The 16,378-nt window shown below is 72.3% G+C and carries 16 protein-coding genes; 5 read left to right on the top strand and 11 right to left on the bottom strand.

Going from position 1 to position 16,378, the window contains the following annotated elements; genetic code table 11:
• Positions 1-59 precede the first annotated feature (59 nt).
• The 6 genes from AC2A1K_RS28230 to AC2A1K_RS28205 all read right to left on the bottom strand — a co-directional run bounded on the left by AC2A1K_RS28230 (position 60) and on the right by AC2A1K_RS28205 (position 5,781).
• Entirely contained in the window at positions 60-1,769 is a 1,710-nt protein-coding gene (locus tag AC2A1K_RS28230; RefSeq protein WP_483899672.1) for an FAD-binding protein, read from the bottom strand.
• A 68-nt stretch (positions 1,770-1,837) separates the two neighbouring features.
• Entirely contained in the window at positions 1,838-2,158 is a 321-nt protein-coding gene (locus tag AC2A1K_RS28225; protein WP_483899671.1) for a 2Fe-2S iron-sulfur cluster-binding protein, read from the bottom strand.
• 6 nt (positions 2,159-2,164) lie between these two features.
• On the bottom strand, positions 2,165-2,422 hold the full coding sequence (locus AC2A1K_RS28220) for a lipoyl domain-containing protein (protein WP_483899670.1): 258 nt from the start codon (positions 2,420-2,422) through the stop codon (positions 2,165-2,167).
• Entirely contained in the window at positions 2,406-3,404 is a 999-nt protein-coding gene (locus tag AC2A1K_RS28215; RefSeq protein ID WP_483899669.1) for an alpha-ketoacid dehydrogenase subunit beta, read from the bottom strand. Before AC2A1K_RS28215 ends, AC2A1K_RS28220 begins: the two co-directional genes overlap by 17 nt.
• Entirely contained in the window at positions 3,401-4,387 is a 987-nt protein-coding gene (locus AC2A1K_RS28210; RefSeq protein ID WP_483899668.1) for a thiamine pyrophosphate-dependent dehydrogenase E1 component subunit alpha, read from the bottom strand. Before AC2A1K_RS28210 ends, AC2A1K_RS28215 begins: the two co-directional genes overlap by 4 nt.
• A gap of 53 nt (positions 4,388-4,440) precedes the next feature.
• On the bottom strand, positions 4,441-5,781 hold the full coding sequence (locus AC2A1K_RS28205; RefSeq protein WP_483899667.1) for an aromatic ring-hydroxylating oxygenase subunit alpha: 1,341 nt from the start codon (positions 5,779-5,781) through the stop codon (positions 4,441-4,443).
• A 217-nt stretch (positions 5,782-5,998) separates the two neighbouring features.
• Here AC2A1K_RS28205 and AC2A1K_RS28200 point away from each other — a divergent pair, with 217 nt between their 5' ends.
• Positions 5,999-7,552 (top strand): PucR family transcriptional regulator, encoded by a 1,554-nt coding sequence (locus tag AC2A1K_RS28200; protein WP_483899666.1) that lies wholly within the window; start codon positions 5,999-6,001, stop codon positions 7,550-7,552.
• 154 nt (positions 7,553-7,706) lie between these two features.
• On the opposite strand, the gene AC2A1K_RS28195 is transcribed toward AC2A1K_RS28200, so the two are convergent.
• On the bottom strand, positions 7,707-8,441 hold the full coding sequence (locus AC2A1K_RS28195; RefSeq protein ID WP_483899665.1) for a class III extradiol dioxygenase subunit B-like domain-containing protein: 735 nt from the start codon (positions 8,439-8,441) through the stop codon (positions 7,707-7,709).
• Positions 8,442-8,709: 268 nt separating this feature from the next.
• Between AC2A1K_RS28195 and folP the strand changes: the two genes are divergently transcribed.
• Positions 8,710-9,525 carry a dihydropteroate synthase gene (gene folP / locus AC2A1K_RS28190; protein ID WP_483899664.1) on the top strand — a complete coding sequence of 272 codons (816 nt, stop codon included), beginning with the start codon at positions 8,710-8,712 and terminating at the stop codon, positions 9,523-9,525.
• Positions 9,526-9,534: 9 nt separating this feature from the next.
• Here folP and AC2A1K_RS28185 read toward each other — a convergent pair whose 3' ends face one another.
• The 4 genes from AC2A1K_RS28185 to AC2A1K_RS28170 all read right to left on the bottom strand — a co-directional run bounded on the left by AC2A1K_RS28185 (position 9,535) and on the right by AC2A1K_RS28170 (position 13,339).
• Positions 9,535-10,299, bottom strand: coding sequence for a pyrimidine reductase family protein (locus tag AC2A1K_RS28185; RefSeq protein WP_483899663.1), 765 nt, complete (start codon positions 10,297-10,299; stop codon positions 9,535-9,537).
• Between the two features lie 628 nt (positions 10,300-10,927).
• Positions 10,928-11,524, bottom strand: a complete 597-nt coding sequence (locus tag AC2A1K_RS28180) for a dihydrofolate reductase family protein (RefSeq protein ID WP_483899662.1) — start codon at positions 11,522-11,524, stop codon at positions 10,928-10,930.
• Positions 11,525-11,534: 10 nt separating this feature from the next.
• The gene (locus tag AC2A1K_RS28175; protein ID WP_483899661.1) at positions 11,535-12,485 is read right to left on the bottom strand and encodes an NAD-dependent epimerase/dehydratase family protein; all 951 of its coding nucleotides are present in this window, start codon (positions 12,483-12,485) and stop codon (positions 11,535-11,537) included.
• Between the two features lie 11 nt (positions 12,486-12,496).
• Complete coding sequence (locus AC2A1K_RS28170) at positions 12,497-13,339, bottom strand: AraC family transcriptional regulator (RefSeq protein ID WP_483899660.1); 843 nt, start codon at positions 13,337-13,339, stop codon at positions 12,497-12,499.
• A gap of 112 nt (positions 13,340-13,451) precedes the next feature.
• On the opposite strand from AC2A1K_RS28170, the gene AC2A1K_RS28165 reads away from it, so the two are divergent.
• The 3 genes from AC2A1K_RS28165 to AC2A1K_RS28155 are packed head-to-tail and all read left to right on the top strand — an operon-like array spanning position 13,452 to position 16,247.
• Positions 13,452-15,077: a sensor histidine kinase gene (locus AC2A1K_RS28165; protein WP_483899659.1), complete on the top strand. Its 1,626-nt coding sequence runs from the start codon at positions 13,452-13,454 to the stop codon at positions 15,075-15,077.
• Positions 15,062-15,724, top strand: coding sequence for a response regulator transcription factor (locus tag AC2A1K_RS28160; protein WP_483899658.1), 663 nt, complete (start codon positions 15,062-15,064; stop codon positions 15,722-15,724). The genes AC2A1K_RS28165 and AC2A1K_RS28160 overlap by 16 nt, the downstream gene beginning before the upstream one ends.
• Positions 15,725-15,782: 58 nt before the next feature.
• Entirely contained in the window at positions 15,783-16,247 is a 465-nt protein-coding gene (locus tag AC2A1K_RS28155; protein WP_483899657.1) for a hypothetical protein, read from the top strand.
• Positions 16,248-16,378 lie beyond the last annotated feature (131 nt).

The following is a 16,378-nucleotide window of genomic DNA, read 5'->3' as shown; positions in this document are numbered from 1 at the left end:
TCACGAGGTCGCGCTTGCGAACCGCGGCGGGGTCTGTCCCGGCGGTTCGACCCCGCGGGTCATCCCCCCGCCGCGCGCGGCCGCGCGGCCGCCCCCGCCGCGTGGCGTGCGGCGAGGTAACCGAAGACCATGCTGTGCGCGATGCTCGCCCCCGCGCCGGGGTACGTGCGGCCCATGACCGTGGCGGCCATGTTGCCTGCTCCGTACAGCCCGGGGATCGGCGTGTCGGCCTCGTCGAGGACCCGGGCGTTCTCGTCGGTGACGACGCCGCCGGTGGTCCCGACGTCGCTCGGGTAGATCTCGGTGGCGTAGAACGGGCCCTCGGTGATCGGACCGAGAGCCGGGTGGGGTCGGTGCCCCGGGTCGCCGAGCACCTTGTTGTACTGCGACTCGCCCCGGCCGAAGTCGGGATCCCGCCCCTGGGCGGCGTACACGTTGAAGCGCCCGACCGTGCTCACCAGGACCTCGGGGTCGACGCCGATCCGGACGGCCAGCTCGTCGAGCGTGGCGGCCCGGCGCAGCCAGCCCTCCTCGACCAGATCCGCCGGCATCCGCCCCGGCAGCACCGAGGGCAGGTCACGCCACCGCGGGAGGCCGCGCACCCATGGATAGCGGCGTCGGAACGCGTCGTCGAAGACCAACCACGCCGGGACGGCGTCGTTCGCGTACATCGCCTTCCCGACCTCGAGATAGGAGTTCGACTCGTTGACGAACCGGCGACCGTGCCGGTTCACGAGGATGGTGCTCGGGTACTGCCGGGCCTGCGAGACGGTGGAGCCGCCGAGCTCCGCGCGGGGCCCGGGGAGCCAGACCGCGTCGTCCATGTAGTCGGTCTTCGCGCCCAGCGTGACGGCCGCCGCCAGCACCTCACCGGTGTTGCCGGCGTTGCCCACGCTCCATCGGCCGTCGTTCGGCTGGGTCGCGGCGCTGTACTTCTGACGCATCTCGGCGTTGTGGTCGAAACCGCCCGCCGAGAGCAGCACCCCCTGCTCGCCCCGGACGACCGTGGGGGTGCCCTGGCGGACGGCCCGCACGCCGACCACCCGACCGCCCTCGACGACGATCTCCTCCACCGCGGTGTCCAGCCAGATCGGCACACCCGCCTCGAGCAGGATCCCGAGGAGCTGGCCGACCAGTGACATGCCGTTGGTGAACAGGTCGCGGCCGCGCCATCGCGCCAGGTAGGTCCGGGCGACCGCCCGCGCCGTGGCCGCGAACGCCCCGGGCGAGCGGCTGAAGACCGGGAGGCTGCGGATCTCGTTGGTCATGACCGCGATCCCGATGCCGCGGCTCATGCCCGGAATGACCCGCTGGCGCCACTCGCCGAGCTGCGTACCGTCCCAGGGCACGCCCTCGACCGAACGGCCCCGCGCGCTGCCACCCTGGAGGTGGTCGTAGTAGTCCGCGTAGCCCTCGCAGCGGACGAGCCGGACGCCCTGGCGCTGGACGAACCTGATCATCTCGGGCCCGTGGACCAGGAACGCCTCCCGGCGCCGCTGCGACGATCCCTGGTCGGGCGGGCCCACGACGGACTCGAGGTACGCGAGCCCGTCCTCGTAGGAGTCCGGGACCCCCTCGGCCCGCATCAGCGGGTTGTTCGGCATCCAGATGACACCGCCCGACATGCCTGTCGACCCGCCGACGGAGGACTGCTTCTCGATGAGGAGCGGCTTGAGCCCCGCCTCGTGGGCCGCGAGCGCGGCGACCAGCCCGCCGCCCCCGCTGCCGACGATCACGAAGTCGAACGACTCGTCCCACGTGCCCGCCATGCTGTGCTCCCCGTCCGCTCGACGTCGGTGTCCACTCGCTGTGTCCCGCCCGCTGTGTCCCGCCCGGCTCACGGGTCCGGTGGGGCTCGGACGCCCTTCTTCTCCACCACGGCCCCGTCGCCCGCCACCTTCAGACGGCAGGCCAGTCGTGACGTCGACCGGCGCAGCGATCGCGGCATGCGCGACCGGATCGCCTCGATCTCCTCGTCGTCGGCGGGCACGAGGGCGTCCTCCCCGGCGAGGACGGCGACGGCGCAGACCATGCACTCGGCCCGGCCCCAGCACGTCGTCGGCCAGCGGTAGCCCTGTCGCCAGGCCGACTCGGCCAGGGTCTCGCCGGGCTCGGTGTCGACCGTGATGCCGCCCGGTTCGACCGACACCTTCGCCATCACGCGTCACCCCGCCCGTTCGATCGTCCCGAGCGTGGTGCCGACCGGGTAGTCGGCCTCGCTCGCGGCTTCCCCGTGGTGCAGGACCCCGCTGGCGGGCGACTCGACCTCGGACTCGATCTTGTCGGTGGCGACGGTGTAGATCGGATCGCCCTCCGAGACCGTCGAGCCGTCGTCGACCAGCCACGCCAGGAAGGTCGCCTCGGTGGCGGCCATGCTCAGCTTGGGCATGTTCACCGGGACGACGTCAGCCACGGCGGTCACCGGCGACCTTGCGCACCGCATCCTCGATGCGTTCGGCGTTCGGGCTGACCTGCGCCTCCAGGGCCGCGGAGGCCGGGATCGGCGAGAATCGTGCGCCGACGCGCGCGACCGGAGCCTCGAGCCGGCCGAACAGGTCGTGGCTGATGCGGGCGGCGAGCTCCGCACCGGGACCGGCGAACTCCGTGGCGTAGTGCGCGACGACGGCGCGCCGGGTACGGCTCACCGAGTCCAGCACGGTGGTCACGTCGAGGGGTACGAGGGAGCGCACGTCGACCACCTCGGCGGAGATCCCGTCGGCCGCCAGGGACTCGGCGGCGGAGAGGGCGTCCCGCACGCCGCGCCCGTAGGTGACGATGGAGACGTCGCTGCCGCTGCGCTTCACGTCGGCCGTGCCCAACGGCAGCGTCCGGTCGGGGGTGTCCAGGCGGGGGCCCTTGGTCCCGTGCAGCACCGTCTCGTCGATGAACACGCACGGGTCGGGGTCGAAGATCGCGGCACGCAGCAGGCCCTCGGCGTCGGCGGGCGTGCCGGGCACGACGACCTTCAGCCCGGGCACGTGCATGAACCACGCCTCGAGCGACTGCGAGTGGGTGGCGCCGTTGCCGCTGCCGCCGAACACCGCGGTGCGGAAGGTGACGGGGCACGGGGTGCGCCCACCGGACATGAAGCGGACCTTGGCGGCGTGGTTCGCGATCTGGTCGAGCGCGATACCGATGAAGTCCATGATCATGATCTCGGCGACGGGGAGCATGCCGTCGATGGCGGCACCGATCGCCGCGCCGGCGATCGCGGCCTCGGAGATCGGCGTGTCCCGGACCCGGTCCACGCCGTGCGCGGTGGACAGCCCGGCCGTCGTGCCGGTGACGCCACCCCCCGGGTCGGCGATGTCTTCGCCCAGGAGGACGACCCGCGGGTCGTCGGCCAGGGCGCCGTCGAGCGCGCAGTGCAGCGCCTCGCGCATGGTGTAGGTGCCGGTGCTCATCGGATACCCGCCGTGTCCGCGTAGATGTCGATCTCCAGTTCGTCGGCGGACGGGCTCGGGCTCGCCAGCACCGCCGCCATGGCCTCGTCGGCCTCGGCGACCGAGGCGGCCTCGATCCGGGCGACCTCGTCGGCGTCCGCCGCGCCCCGCTCGGTCAGGTACCGCTCGAACCGCGGGATCGGGTCCTCCGCCATCGCCTGCTCGAGCTGGGCGGGTGGGATGTAGGGCTGCGGGTCACCGAAGTAGTGACCGCTGAACCGGAAGGTCAGACACTCGACCAGGCTCGGACCACCCCCGGCACGGGCGCGGTCCGCGGCCGCCGTGAGCCCGTGGTGGACGGCGACGGGGTCGTTGCCGTCCACGCGGATGCCCGGGATGCCGTACGCCGTCGCACGGTCGGCGATGCGCTCGACCCGCATGGTCTCGGCGACGGGCGTCATCTCGCCGTACTGGTTGTTCTGGCAGACGAGGACGACGGGCAGGTCCCAGACCGCAGCGAGGTTCACCGCCTCGTGGAAGGAGCCGGTGTTGGTCGCGCCGTCACCGAAGCTGACGGCCACGACGCGGTCGCTGCTCTGGTGCTGGGCGGCCAGGGCGAGACCGACGGCGACGGGCAGGCCTGCGCCCACGATGCCGGTGGAGAGCATCACGCCGACCTCGGGGCAGGTGATGTGCATCGTGCCGCCCTTGCCCCGCGACGCACCGACGCTGCGACCGAGCACCTCGCCCAGGATCTCGACGGGAGGCACGCCCTTCGCGACCAGATCGTGGATCCCGCGGTAGGTGGTGACGAGCCGATCGTCGCGCCGCAGCGCGGTGGACAGGCCACCGGCGACGGCCTCCTGCCCGCGCGAGGGCCAGATGACCCCGGCGAACTCCCCGCTCGCGAAACCCTTCCGGAGCCGCTGCTCGCAGGCCCGGGCCAACGTCATCGTGCGGTACATCGAGAGGAGCGCCTCGGCTCCCGGAGGTTCACTCGACACGTCGAGTCCCACCTTGGACCGTCCTTTCCTCAGTTCGGTGCCCGACGGGTGTGTTAGGTCCGAGCCAGCCGGGCGTCGAGCTCGACGTGCATCGTGCTGATCGCGGCCTCCCACTCGGTGGCCAGGCGCAGCCCGTCGAACCCGGTGGTGTGCAGGCCCGCCTGCTGGCGCTCGATGTTGGAGAAGTCCTGCCGGGGGATGAGGCCCCAGTGCTCGTCGTCCTCCTTGTCGAACCGACCGAGCAGTTCGGCCCGGGGGCGCTCCTCGAGCTCGGCGTAGGTCGTCAGGGACCAGACCTCGAACCGGCACCACTCGGGATCGTCGTTGTAGGGACGGATCCGGTAGCTCAGGCAGTTGCCGAACTGGGGCAGGAAGAACATGTTGGGGAACAGGAAGACCTCGCCCGCCCAGAAGACCGGGCTGTCCTCCATCCCCTCCTTCCAGGGGACCCCGGCGCCCTCGGCGAAGTCGCGCAGGGCCCGGGCCGCGGTGTCCACCACGTCATCCTCGGGTCGGAGCTTGTGCCGCAGGCTCTTGAGCACGTTGAGGTCGCGCTCGAGAACCATCGCGTCCTGACCCTCGGTGAGCAGCGTCAGCTGCTCGATCATGCTGTCGACGCTGGTGAAGGCACCGTTGGCCATCCCTGTCTCGAAGTGGGAGTGGCCGCCCCGGTGCACGCCGTAGGTGGTGTTGCGACCGGCGGGGATGTCCTCGATCGGCACCCCCATCGTGAGCTGGGGGTGGGTCTGGGGAACGTGCCAGCCTTCCATGAACGCTTCCTGGGCCATCTTCCAGTTGGCGTTGAGAACCACCTCCTTCCACCACTTGACCTGCCAGTTCTCGATGCCGACGTCCTCGAGCAACGCTGCGGCGGGAGTCAGCGCCTCGCGCAGCGGTCCGGCGTCGGGGTCGAGGTTGATCCATGCGCAGCCGCCCCAGAGCTCGACCCGGCACTCGCGCAGGCGCAGGTCGTCGGGACGCAGGCACTCGGGGGCGAATCCCTCCTCGCCGAAGAGGAAGGAGGGGGCGCCGTCGGCACTCCAGCGCCAGCCGTGGAAGGGGCACACCAGCTGGCCGCCGGGCAGGCGGCCGGCGCCCTTCTCCAGCTGGGTGGCGCGGTGGCGGCAGGCGTTGTGGAAGCCCTTGACCGACATGTCCCGTTGCCGGACCAGAAGGACCGACTGATCGCAGATCTCGTACTCGACGAAGTCGTGAGGTCGGGGGATCTCCTGCAGACGGCAGGCCATCTGCCAGGTCCGGGGCCAGAGGCGCCGCTTCTCGAGCTCGAAGAACCCGCGGTCGTAATACCGCTCGCGGGGGACCCGCAGCCTGTCGCGCATGGCGAACGGCACGTCGCTGGTGTCGACCGCAGGACGGTCGTCGAGTGTCGTCATGGTGAGGCTCCCTTCGTGGTGGGCCGGCGTGGACAGCGGCCGGAGAGCGGTGAGGGCGCCGTCCCGCCACCGTGTCGGGACCCCGGCGCCCCGGGGTGGTGTGGTGCAGGCCCACGAGAACCCTGGGCCCGGAGTGGGGCTCGGAGCCAGGGCCATACTTCGAGAGATTTCGACGTGTCCCTTGTCACTGTGTAAAGGCGTCGGGGATGGTGGCGGTGTGGAGGAGTCGCCGCCGACCGTCCGGGACGTCCTTGCGCTGCCCGAGGTCCAGCGCGGCCATCCCGAGGTGCTTGCCGGCCGGGACGGGCTGGATCGCGAGGTCAGCTGGGTGCACGTCCTCGAACTCGGTGACGTGCGGGGCTTGTTGCACGGTGGGGAGCTCGTGCTGCTGACCGGGGTCGCCCTGCCCCACGGCAACGAGGGCCTGCGAGGATGGGTGGCCACCCTGGCTGCCATGGGCGCGTCCGCGGCCGTGATCCAGCTCGGTGAGCGCTGGGTCACCCCGCCCCCGGTGCTCGTCCGCACCGCCGAGCGCTGCGGGCTGACCCTGGTGGGGCTGCACACCGCCGTGCCGTTCGTGGACATCACGAAGGCCGGACTGACCATGATCGTGGAGTCGTCGTACGCGGACCTCCAGGAGTCGGCGCGGGTGCACGAGCTGTTCCATCGCATGGCGCTGGAGGGCCGCAGCGACGACGAGGTGCTGATGGCGGTGGGCTGGGCGACGCGGACCGCCGTCGTGCTCGAGGACGGCAACCATCGCGTGCTGGCCTTCCACTCCCAGGTCGACGACGACTGGGAGGCCCTGCTGCGGGACTGGGAGCGTCGTTCCCGGCGCGGCGGTGCCGGCGAGGGATGGCTCGTCGTCGAGGTGCGGGCCCGTGGGCAGACGTGGGGGCGGCTGATCGCGCTCATCGGTTCCGGCGCGACCCCCACCCGGCGTCAGCGGTACGCGGTCGAGCGGGGAGCGGAGAACATCGCTCTGAGCCGGGTGATCCAGGGCGACGGCACGGCCCTCGAGCTCGACGCGCGGTCCAGGCTGCTCTCGCGCCTGGCGCGCGGCTGGTACCCGTCGGAGGTCGCGGGGTGGCGGCAGGCCGAGGCCGCGGGCTTCCCGATGACCGACCGCACGGTGGTCGGTGTCGCGTTCGAGGCCCCGGGCGTGACCGCGGCCCAGATGCGGCTCGCCGTGGCCGGGCTGGCCACCCGCGCCCGCCTGGACGTCCTGTTGGGTCTCGAGGGATCGGGCCTGGTCTCGCTGCCGCCCGAGAAGGACTCGACCGCGGTGCTGCGCTCCTTCGCCCTGCGTGTCCAGCGGGAGATCGGCGCGGTGGTGATCGGAGTGGGGGCCAGGGTCACCGCGCTGAACATGATCCGCGCATCGCTGCGCGATGCGGCGAGCGCGGCCCGAGCGGAGGTCGCGCACGGTGGCACCCGACCGGTGGTGAGCCTGGTCGAGCTGCGGGCCCGGGGGCTGCTGGCCCAGCTGCATCAGGATCCGCGGCTGCAGGCCTACGTCGAGCGTGAGCTGGGGCCGCTCGTCGGCGAGGAGCATGCCGCCGAGTTGGGGGCGGTGCACTCCTACCTGGTTGAAGGCCGCAACAAGTCGGCGGCGGCTCAAGCCCTCCGGATGAGCCGGCCGGCGCTCTACGCCCGGCTGCGACGGGCCGAGAACCTCCTGGGCGTGGATCTCGACGACGCCGAGACCTGCCTGTCGCTGCAGCTGGCACTGATCGCCCACGAGATCGGTGCGTACGACCGGAGCGGTTAGGGGAGCGACGAACGTTGCTCGGCCGCGCTCAGCAGGGAGGGGCCGCCGCCTCGGCCACTCCGGCGCCGAACTCGGCCTGGTGACGGCCCTCGACCGGGGCCTGGCCTGATGGACGACACCGCCGTCCGAGCGGCGCCCGCGTCCGCCGGGGGCGTCACGGTGCCGTCCTCCACGACGCGACGTGGTACCGGACGCCAAAGGGGGCGTCGGAGTAGAGGAGCTCGGATCGCGAGGGCGCGTGCACGGCCCCGGCCAGTATCTGCCACGGGACCCGTCCGGAGACCCACAGTTCGGCGCAGAGTTCTGGATCGAGGTCGGCCAGGGCGAGGGCGTCGCCCTCGGAGAGCGCGCTCGCTATGCCGGCGTCGAACGGTTCGGCCGCCGGGCGGTAGGTGCCAGGAGCCCGCGGGCTGTGCGTCGCGGCGCCGTCTCCGATCACGAGAAGTCCGACCGGATCGTTCGCGTCGCCCTGTTCCGCGGCCAGGCACGCGCCCACCCGGGCGCACTCGATCGCCGTCAGGGTGGAGGGGAAGATCCAGCCGTCGATCGAGACATGGGTCGCCCCCGCCTCTCGTCGCAACCAGCCCGCGATCAGGAGCGGGAGGGGAAGCGCCGGGTCACCGCCCGCGCACTCATCCTCGTCACCCTCCGGACCCAGGGACACCTGCACGTCGACACCGAAGCCGGCGAACGAACCACGAGTCGTGGCCGCCCAGCGCGCCCACCTGTCGCCTGCTCCGACCGCCAGCCACCGGGAACTGACCGCACCGAGCTCCGCAGCGGCGGCGATCGCAGCGAGCCGGACCTCCTCGACCTCGTCCGCCGCGTCTCCCGCGAGCTCCGGGACCAGCAGGGGCGCAGACGGAACGACAGCGGCCTGACGGATCACGGAGCGCCTCCGCGACGCCCGGGTTGACCCACCGCGAGGGCTCGGTGTAGACGGTCCCGGACACCGCCGATCGACGGGCGACGGCGGTCCAGGGACGGACCGAGGAGCTCGGCGGTCGCTCGCGTCATGACTCGCATCGGACACGGAGGTCATCACGAGGGACAAGTCGACCACGGCAACGACGGCCGACGTCACGTCCGGCGCCGGCGACCAGGGCGGCCCCGTGGAGGGGCGTCCACTCCTCCCTCTCATCGACCGGCCGGCGATCATGGCCATCATCAACCGCACTCCGGACTCCTTCTACGACCGGGGTGCCGCGTGGCGAGCTGGTGCGGCCCTGGAGGCCGTCGATCGCGCGATCGCCGACGGCGCCGACGTGATCGATGTCGGCGGGGTCAAGGCCGGCCCGGGAGCCGAGGTCACCGCGGTGGAGGAGCTGCGCCGCGTCCTACCGACGATCGTCGCCGTGAGGGAGCGGCACCCCGACATCCGGATCAGCGTGGACACCTGGCGTGCGGAGGTCGCCCGTGAGGTGTGCGGCGTCGGCATCGACCTCATCAACGACACCTGGGCCGGTGTCGACCCGGAGTTGGCGGAGGTCGCGGCCGAGTACGGCGTCGGGATCGTGTGCTCCCACACCGGGGGAGCGCTTCCCCGGACACGTCCCCACCGGGTGCGTTATCGCGACGTCGTGTCCGACGTCCTCGCCGAGGTCGGCGAGCGGGCGCGGAGGTACGTGGCGGCGGGTGTCGACCCCGCCCGAGTGGTCGTCGATCCGACCCACGACTTCGGCAAGAACACCTTCCACGGTCTGGAACTGCTCCGCCGCGTCGACGAACTGGTCGCCTGCGGGTGGCCTGTGCTGATGGCGTTGTCCAACAAGGACTTCGTCGGCGAGACCCTCGGGACGGTCGAGGTCTCCGAACGGCTCGAGGGCACGCTGGCGGCCACCGCCATCGCGGCCCGCGCCGGCTGCGCCATGTTCCGAGTGCACGAAGTCGCCGCGACCCGGCGTGTGCTCGAGATGTCGGCGAGCATCCGCGGCGATCGGCCACCCTCGAGGACGGTCCGAGCCCTCGCCTGACAGCGCGCATCAGGCTCCCGTGACCAGCCGGTAGGAGAGGAACAACCCGTCGTCGTGAGCGAGCACGGAGGTCAGGGCGAGCGGGTCGGGAACGGTCGGGCGGTGGCCGGAGACGACGCGGCCGGCGGCGCCGCCGGCGAGTTGTGGTGCGACGCTCAGGCAGAGCTCGTCGACGCACCCTGCGGTGAGGAGGGCTCCGAACAGCGTCGGCCCGCCCTCGCAGAGCACTCGAGTCAGGCCACGGTCCGCGAGCGACGCGACGATCGTGCTCGCGTCGGTGCTCGCGGGATCGTCGGCGCTGACGCTGACGACTTCGGCGCCGGCGGCGCAGAGATGCCCCCGCGCGACCTGCACCGCGTCCGCCGGGACGAGGACGAGGGGCGCGACGGCGGTGTCGGTGAACAGCGGCGACCTCGGGTCGAGAATCCCGCGCGTGCTCACCACGGCGATCGGCGGCACCGCCCCCTGGCCCCGCCCACGTCGTCGGGCCGCGCTGTCCCGGGATGAGCGCGCACCGCGATACCCCTCGGCCCGGACGGTCCCCGCACCGACGAGGATCACGTCGGCGAGTTCGCGCAGCAGCGTGAACACCGCCCCGTCCCCCGGGGCGGCGAGCCCACCGGAGACGCCCTCGACGGCGACGGCCCCGTCTGCGCTGGACACGAAGTTGGCCCGTAGCCGCCCCTCGCGATGCGCGTAGAGACCGGCGAGCGCCTCGTGGTCCAGCTCGATGTCCGGACCCGGCCCTCGGTCCAGCGGCCAGATACACCTCATCGACCGGTCCAGATGCGGTCAGCCCTGCCCGCACTCGAGGTCGAGGACCTGGCCCACCCCTCGGGCCCCGCGACGGCGGATGTCGCCCCCACTGTGGCGATGTCGCCCATCTGCGGTTCCCATCGCCGGCTCGGCCCTCGCACCGAGCACCCGCACCCCGCCTGGCAGGCCCTGACAGACCGTCAACAGAATTCATTCCTCCTCCCCGGAGGGGCTACCTCTGTTCCCATGATCTGCATCACGACGACTGGAACCTGACAGTCGGGTGAGGTGCTGGCGTCTGGAGCGTGATCAACGCGTACGGATACCGCGCCTCTGGAGGGCCGGAGGTCCAGGAGTTCGTCGAACGGGCCGATCCCGTGGGATCGGCGGTGGCGTGGGGCTCGCCGCCGCCCAGCTGGCCCGCGCCCTGGACGTCGTCGGTACCGCCAGCGGTGCCAAGCGGGCGAGCGTGGCAGCCGCCGGCGCGCACGTCGTCGACTACACCGAGGATGAGGCCGACGACAAGCGACGTGCGACCCGAACGTCGCCGCCGTCCACCCCCTCGATCGAGCCGCGCAGGCTCCGGCGAGTGTGGAGAGCCGCCCCGAGCCGCCCACCGAGCCGCCCACCGAGCAGCTCGCTGTCGTCACTTCCTGACGGTGTAGTGCAGGTGCAGGACGCGGTCGCCCTGGACGATCGTGTCGGCGTCGTTCAGCAGGACCGTGCCGGCGTGCGAGCCGAAGAAGCGGACCCCCTCGCCGAGCACCACCGGGACGACGTCCATGGCGACCTCGTCGACCAGCCCGGCGGCGAACGCCTGCCCGCCGAGGTCGCCGGCGGTCACCGCGACGAGCCCGTCGCCCGCGAGGTCCTTCGCCAGCGCGACGCCGGCCTCCACCGAGTCGGCGACGTGGAACGGGGCGTCCGGGTGGGCGGCGAGCCAGTCCTCGGGCAGGGGACGGTGGGTGACGACCACGAGCTGGTCGCCCGCCGCGGGCTTGCCGTCCCACCCGTCGGTGGTGTCGAAGAGGTGGCGGCCGATGATGGTGACCGCGATGTCGTCCCAGAACGGCTGGACGTGGTCGAGCGACGCGCGCGAGACCCGGAACGTCCAGCCGCTCGGCCGGGCGATCAGCTCGTTCTCGCCGTTGAAGTACCAGTCGAACAACGGGCCGACGCTGTCGTCGGGGCGGGCGATGAACCCGTCCACCGACACCACGGCCTGGATCACGACGCGTGCCATCGGTAGCTCCTCATGCCTCGTGGGTCCGTAGCCAGGCGACGTAGTCCGCGACCGCCCGGTCGACGTCGTACTCGGGGACGAAACCCGTGTCCCGCTGCAGGCGGGTGATGTCGAGGTGTCCCTCCGGCGGGCGGCCGGTGCTGTGCCCCGGCGGTAGGGTCAGCTCCGCGCCCGGGACGGCGGCGTTGATGGCCGACACCACCTCGGGGTAGGGCACGAGCCGTCCGCTCGAGACGTTGTAGACCGTGTGCTCCAGGCGATCGGCGAGCATCAGCAGCGCGATCGCGCGACCGCAGTCCTTGACGTAGCAGAGATCCGTCGCGTCCTCGGCGTGCGCCGGCGGGCGGGGCGGCCTGAGGTCCGGGTCCTCGCCGCGCACCGCCGCGCTGAGCAGCCGCGGGAGCGCGAAGAACGGCGAGTCCGGCAGCCCCAGCGGGCCCCAGATGGTGCCGATGCGCAGGTTCACGACGTCGAACCCCGCGTGGGCGCCGGCGAGGGTGCTGAACAGCTCGGCGGCCTTCTTGAACACCGGGATCTGGTGCGGGGCCACCGCCGGGAGCGCGGCGTCCTCGCGCCACGGAGGATCGTCGACGCCGGCGTAGGCCGCGATCGTGCTGGCGACCGCGAAGCGCCGAACGCCCCAACCGGTCGCGGCGTCGAGCGCGTTGAGCAGCGCGGTGCTCTCGGCCCGCAGGTACGCGACGGGGTCGGGCGAGTCGTGCGGTGCCGCGGCGAGGTGCACGATGCCGGTGATCGGGTGCCGCGTGCCGAGGTCGAGGAACGCCGCGCCGTCCAGGGTGTCCAGGGGTTCGACGACCACGCGGTCGGCCGGCTCGTCGGCGAGGAAGTCGGGCGTCTGCTTCGAGCGGTGTGCCGTGAGCACCACCGGCGCACCCAGGTCGAGCAGCGCACGCGCGGTGTGCGAGCCGATCGAGCCCAGGCCGCCCGTCACGAGGATCATGATCGGCGACGTTAGGCCGGGCGGGCCGTCCGCTCTTGTACGGAACGGCCATGCCCGCTGCGCAACATCGGCAGGTACGCGGCCGCGTGGTCGTGGTCGTCGGCGCCTCCGCATGCCTCGCGGTACTGGGCGAGGAATGCCGACGGCGTTTCGCCCGTGAGCCGGCGGCACTCCCGCGTGAGATGTGCCTGGTCGTGGTAGCCGGCGTCGACCGCCCATCCCGCGAGGTCCCCGGGCGCGCGCCGGTCGACCGCCGCCTGCACGCGGGCGGTGAAGCCGTGGAAGCGCAGGATGCGCTGGAGCTCCTTCGGCCCCACCCCGACCGCGGCGCGGCAGCGCCGACGCAGCTGCCGTTCCGAGACCGGCAGCAGCTCCGGCAGCGCGGCCGTCCCGCCGCACCACGGCATGAGGTGGCGCACCGCCTCGTCCACGAGCGGGTCCCGCGCTCCGATCGAGCGCGCGACGAACGCCTGCAACCGGTCGAGAGCGACCTCTGGTGAGGGGGCGCCGCCGAGCAGGTCGGTCAGGCGAGGGAGGTCCCGCCACAGCGCGGATCCGGCCAGGTCCTCGTCCACCAGCTCGTCGGCCGGCATCCCGGCGAGGTCGCCCAGCATGCCGGGACGTAACCGGACACCGACGACCGTCCCGCCCGCCGGGATCTCCCGGTGGGTCGCCACGGTCAGCGTGCCGAGCAGCCGTGGCTCCTCGCCGAGGACACAGCGCACCTCGGCCCCGCCGTGGGGCACGTGGCGCTGCGCGACCGGCTCGGCACCGACCCGCTGGATCCACACCGACGAGGCGATCGCGGCCAGCGCCGACATCGGCGCCCGGTCCTGGTACGACGAACCCGCCACCTCGGCATCCTCTCTCGTCCTGGCCGATCGAGGAGGCCTTGCCGACCGCCAGGAACGAGGTCGGACTGGATCACTACCAGGAATCCCCGTTCCCGGGGCCGGCGGGAGCACCGTGATCTCGGTGCCGGGGACGGATGAGATTACCTTCATCCCGCTTCACCTGGTCACGGCATCTCGGGATGATTCGGACACGATGGCCGTTGACTCCGTACCTCCTGCTTCGGTTCGCGTACCCGTACCTGCCCCGGGGCGTGGCCGCGCCGCGGTGCGGGTGAGTACCGCCGATCCCGGCCTCGCCGACCGTGCGCCGAGTCGACGTCGGTCTCGACGCTTCGTGCTGCCGGCACGAGTACGGATCTTGGTGTGGTTGGTCCTGCTGCTGGCCGTCGCGCTCGCGACGGTGGTCGCGGTGACCCGCAACCTGCTGGTCTTGGGCGTGGAGCGCGACGCTACGGCGGCTCTCGAGCAGGAGACGAGCGAGCTGGCCCGTCGGGCCGAGGTCGCCCGTCTGGAATCGACGGTCGACCGGTTCGTCACGGGCCGTGACCTGCTGATGGGACACCTCAACGACCAGATCATCGATGACCACGAGATCGTGGTCGGCGTCGCCGCGGACGGCGAGGTGCTGTCGGCGTCGGCCCGGCCGACACCGGCCGACACGGCGTTGGCGACGGTCGTCACGTGGCCGGTCGGCACCGGGGAGCTCTCGGTGCCGGAGCTGGGTCGGGTGCGCTGGGCCGCGGTGCCGATCGTCGGCCCCACGGGGGCGCCGGAGGGCTCCTTCGTCGTGGGTTACGCCATCGATCAGCGCCAGGAGGACGTCGACGAGACGGTGTGGACGCTGGCGTTCGTCAGCCTGGCCGGGCTGTTGGTCGCGGGGCTGGCGTCGTGGGTGCTGGCCGGCCAGATCCTGGCTCCGGTCAACATGGTCCGCCGGGCGGCGGCGGAGATCACCTCCGACGATCTCACGCGGCGGATCGAGGTCGTCGGCAACGATGACGTCGCCGCTCTCGCCGAGCAGTTCAACGCCATGCTCGACCGGCTGGAGGAGGCCTTCTCGACGCAACGGCGGTTCCTCGACGACGCGAGCCACGAGCTGCGCACGCCGATCACGATCGTGCGCGGCAACCTGGAGTTCGTCGAGGACGACGATCCGGCCGAGCGGTCCGAGGTCGTCCGGCTCTGTACCGACGAGCTCGACCGGATGCATCGCATCGTCGAGGACCTCCTGCTGCTGGCCAAGACGCGGCAGCCCGACTTCGTCGCCCCCCGGCGCGTCGGACTCGTCGACCTCACCAGTGACATCCACGCCAAGCTTCCCGCGATCGGCGAGCGACGGTGGTCGCTCGACGCGATCGCGGAAGGGGAGGCACGGCTCGACGCGCAGCGAGTCACCCAGGCCGTCGTCCAGCTGGCACAGAACGCCGTGCAGCACACGGCACCGGGCTCGGAGATCGGCTTCGGCTCCGCGGTGGACCGCGGCGGGGTGGCCTTCTGGATCCGTGACACCGGTTCCGGGGTCCGGCCCGAGGACGCCGAGAACATCTTCCGGCGGTTCGTGCGGGGCTCGGCGGCGAGTGGCCATCGTGCCGGTGCGGGGCTCGGGCTGTCCATCGTCACCGCCATCGCGGAGGGCCACGGCGGCCGGGTGGAGCTCGAGTCGGTGGTGGGCCGCGGGGCGCGCTTCACCCTGTGGGTGCCGCACGAGCCCGAGGAACCGCCGTGCACCACATCCTGATCGCCGAGGACGAGCCGCGCATCGCGCGCTTCGTCGACAAGGGCCTGCGCGCCAACCAGTACGTGACCACCGTGGTCGGCGACGGCCACCTGGCCCTCGCCCATGCTCTGGCCGGACAAGCGGACCTGCTGCTGCTCGACATCGGGCTCCCGGGTCTCGACGGTCACGGCGTGCTGCGCGCCCTGCGGGCCGCCGGCAGCACGCTGCCTGTGATCATCCTGACCGCGCGCGGCACGGTGCGGGACACCGTGGCCGGGCTCGACGGGGGCGCCGACGACTACATGACCAAGCCGTTCCGTTTCGAGGAGCTCCTGGCCCGTGTCCGGCTGCGTCTGCGCACCGCCTCCGGCGCCACCGCCGAGCCGACGCAGCTCGGCGTCGACGGCCTGACCCTCGACCTGCGCACCCGCCGTGCCCACATCGACGGACGTACCGTGGATCTCAGCGCGCGCGAGTTCGCGCTGCTCGAGCTGCTCATGCGTCACCCTGGCCAGGTTCTCTCGCGCGAGCAGATGCTCGACCACGTGTGGGGCCTCGACTTCGATCCCGGTTCCAACGTCGTGGACGTCTACGTCCGGCAGCTGCGGCGCAAGATCGGCAGCGACCAGATCACCACCATTCGCGGCATGGGCTACCGGTGCGGATGAGAGTTCCCTCATCTGCGGTTCACGTGGCGGACCGTCGACGACGATCAGGATGATCGGGGTGAACAGCTCCAACACACGCTCCGGGATCGCCCGGCATCGCGGGCTGGTCGTGTCGTTGGTCGCCTTCCCGGTGCTCACCGTCGCCGCGACGTGCGCGCTCGTCGGAGGCTGGCTGGAGCCGGGCGCGATCCGCTTCGGTGGAGCGGTTCCGCCGCCGGGCCGGACAGTCGAGGCGCCGTTCGGTCTCGCCGCGCCGTTCCCCACCAGCCCCTTCGGGACCGCGACCTCCCTGCCTTCCGGTTCCGTCGCCGATGGCGACGACCCGGCCTCGGCGCCCGACGTTGCCGGGTCCGCCCCCGCCGGCGGGGACGGCGCGGGCGCCGCGGAGGCCGACTCACCCCCTGCCGCGCCGCCCGCCGGCGACGGGGACGACGACGAGGACGACGACGGGGACGACGACGGGGACGACGAGGACGACGACGACGACGACGAGGACGACGACGACGAGGACGACGACGACTGAGAGCCCCTGTGTCAAGCCGCCGCTGCTGCGAGCTGTTGTTGCAGCCCTCGGTGGAGGTCGGGCCGGTAGGTGTCGTGGTTGGTCCAGCAGCGCCAGAGGACGCGTAGCCAGGCGCGGGCGAGGATGCGCAC

The sequence above is a fragment of the Actinomycetospora sp. 2LY8.5 genome, assembly GCF_057180585.1.
Note: the sequence above shows the minus strand (reverse complement) of the source record. Positions and strands in the feature narration are given on the sequence as shown.

Bases quoted from the DNA above. Each gene is read 5' to 3' on its own strand.
- AC2A1K_RS28205 (WP_483899667.1), bottom strand. From the start codon at position 5,781: ATGACGACACTCGACGACCGTCCTGCGGTCGACACCAGCGACGTGCCG.
- AC2A1K_RS28215 (WP_483899669.1), bottom strand. From the start codon at position 3,404: ATGAGCACCGGCACCTACACCATGCGCGAGGCGCTGCACTGCGCGCTC.
- AC2A1K_RS28185 (WP_483899663.1), bottom strand. From the start codon at position 10,299: ATGAGGTGTATCTGGCCGCTGGACCGAGGGCCGGGTCCGGACATCGAG.
- AC2A1K_RS28230 (WP_483899672.1), bottom strand. From the start codon at position 1,769: ATGGCGGGCACGTGGGACGAGTCGTTCGACTTCGTGATCGTCGGCAGC.
- folP (WP_483899664.1), top strand. From the start codon at position 8,710: ATGGCCATCATCAACCGCACTCCGGACTCCTTCTACGACCGGGGTGCC.
- AC2A1K_RS28180 (WP_483899662.1), bottom strand. From the start codon at position 11,524: ATGGCACGCGTCGTGATCCAGGCCGTGGTGTCGGTGGACGGGTTCATC.
- AC2A1K_RS28175 (WP_483899661.1), bottom strand. From the start codon at position 12,485: ATGATCCTCGTGACGGGCGGCCTGGGCTCGATCGGCTCGCACACCGCG.
- AC2A1K_RS28225 (WP_483899671.1), bottom strand. From the start codon at position 2,158: ATGGCGAAGGTGTCGGTCGAACCGGGCGGCATCACGGTCGACACCGAG.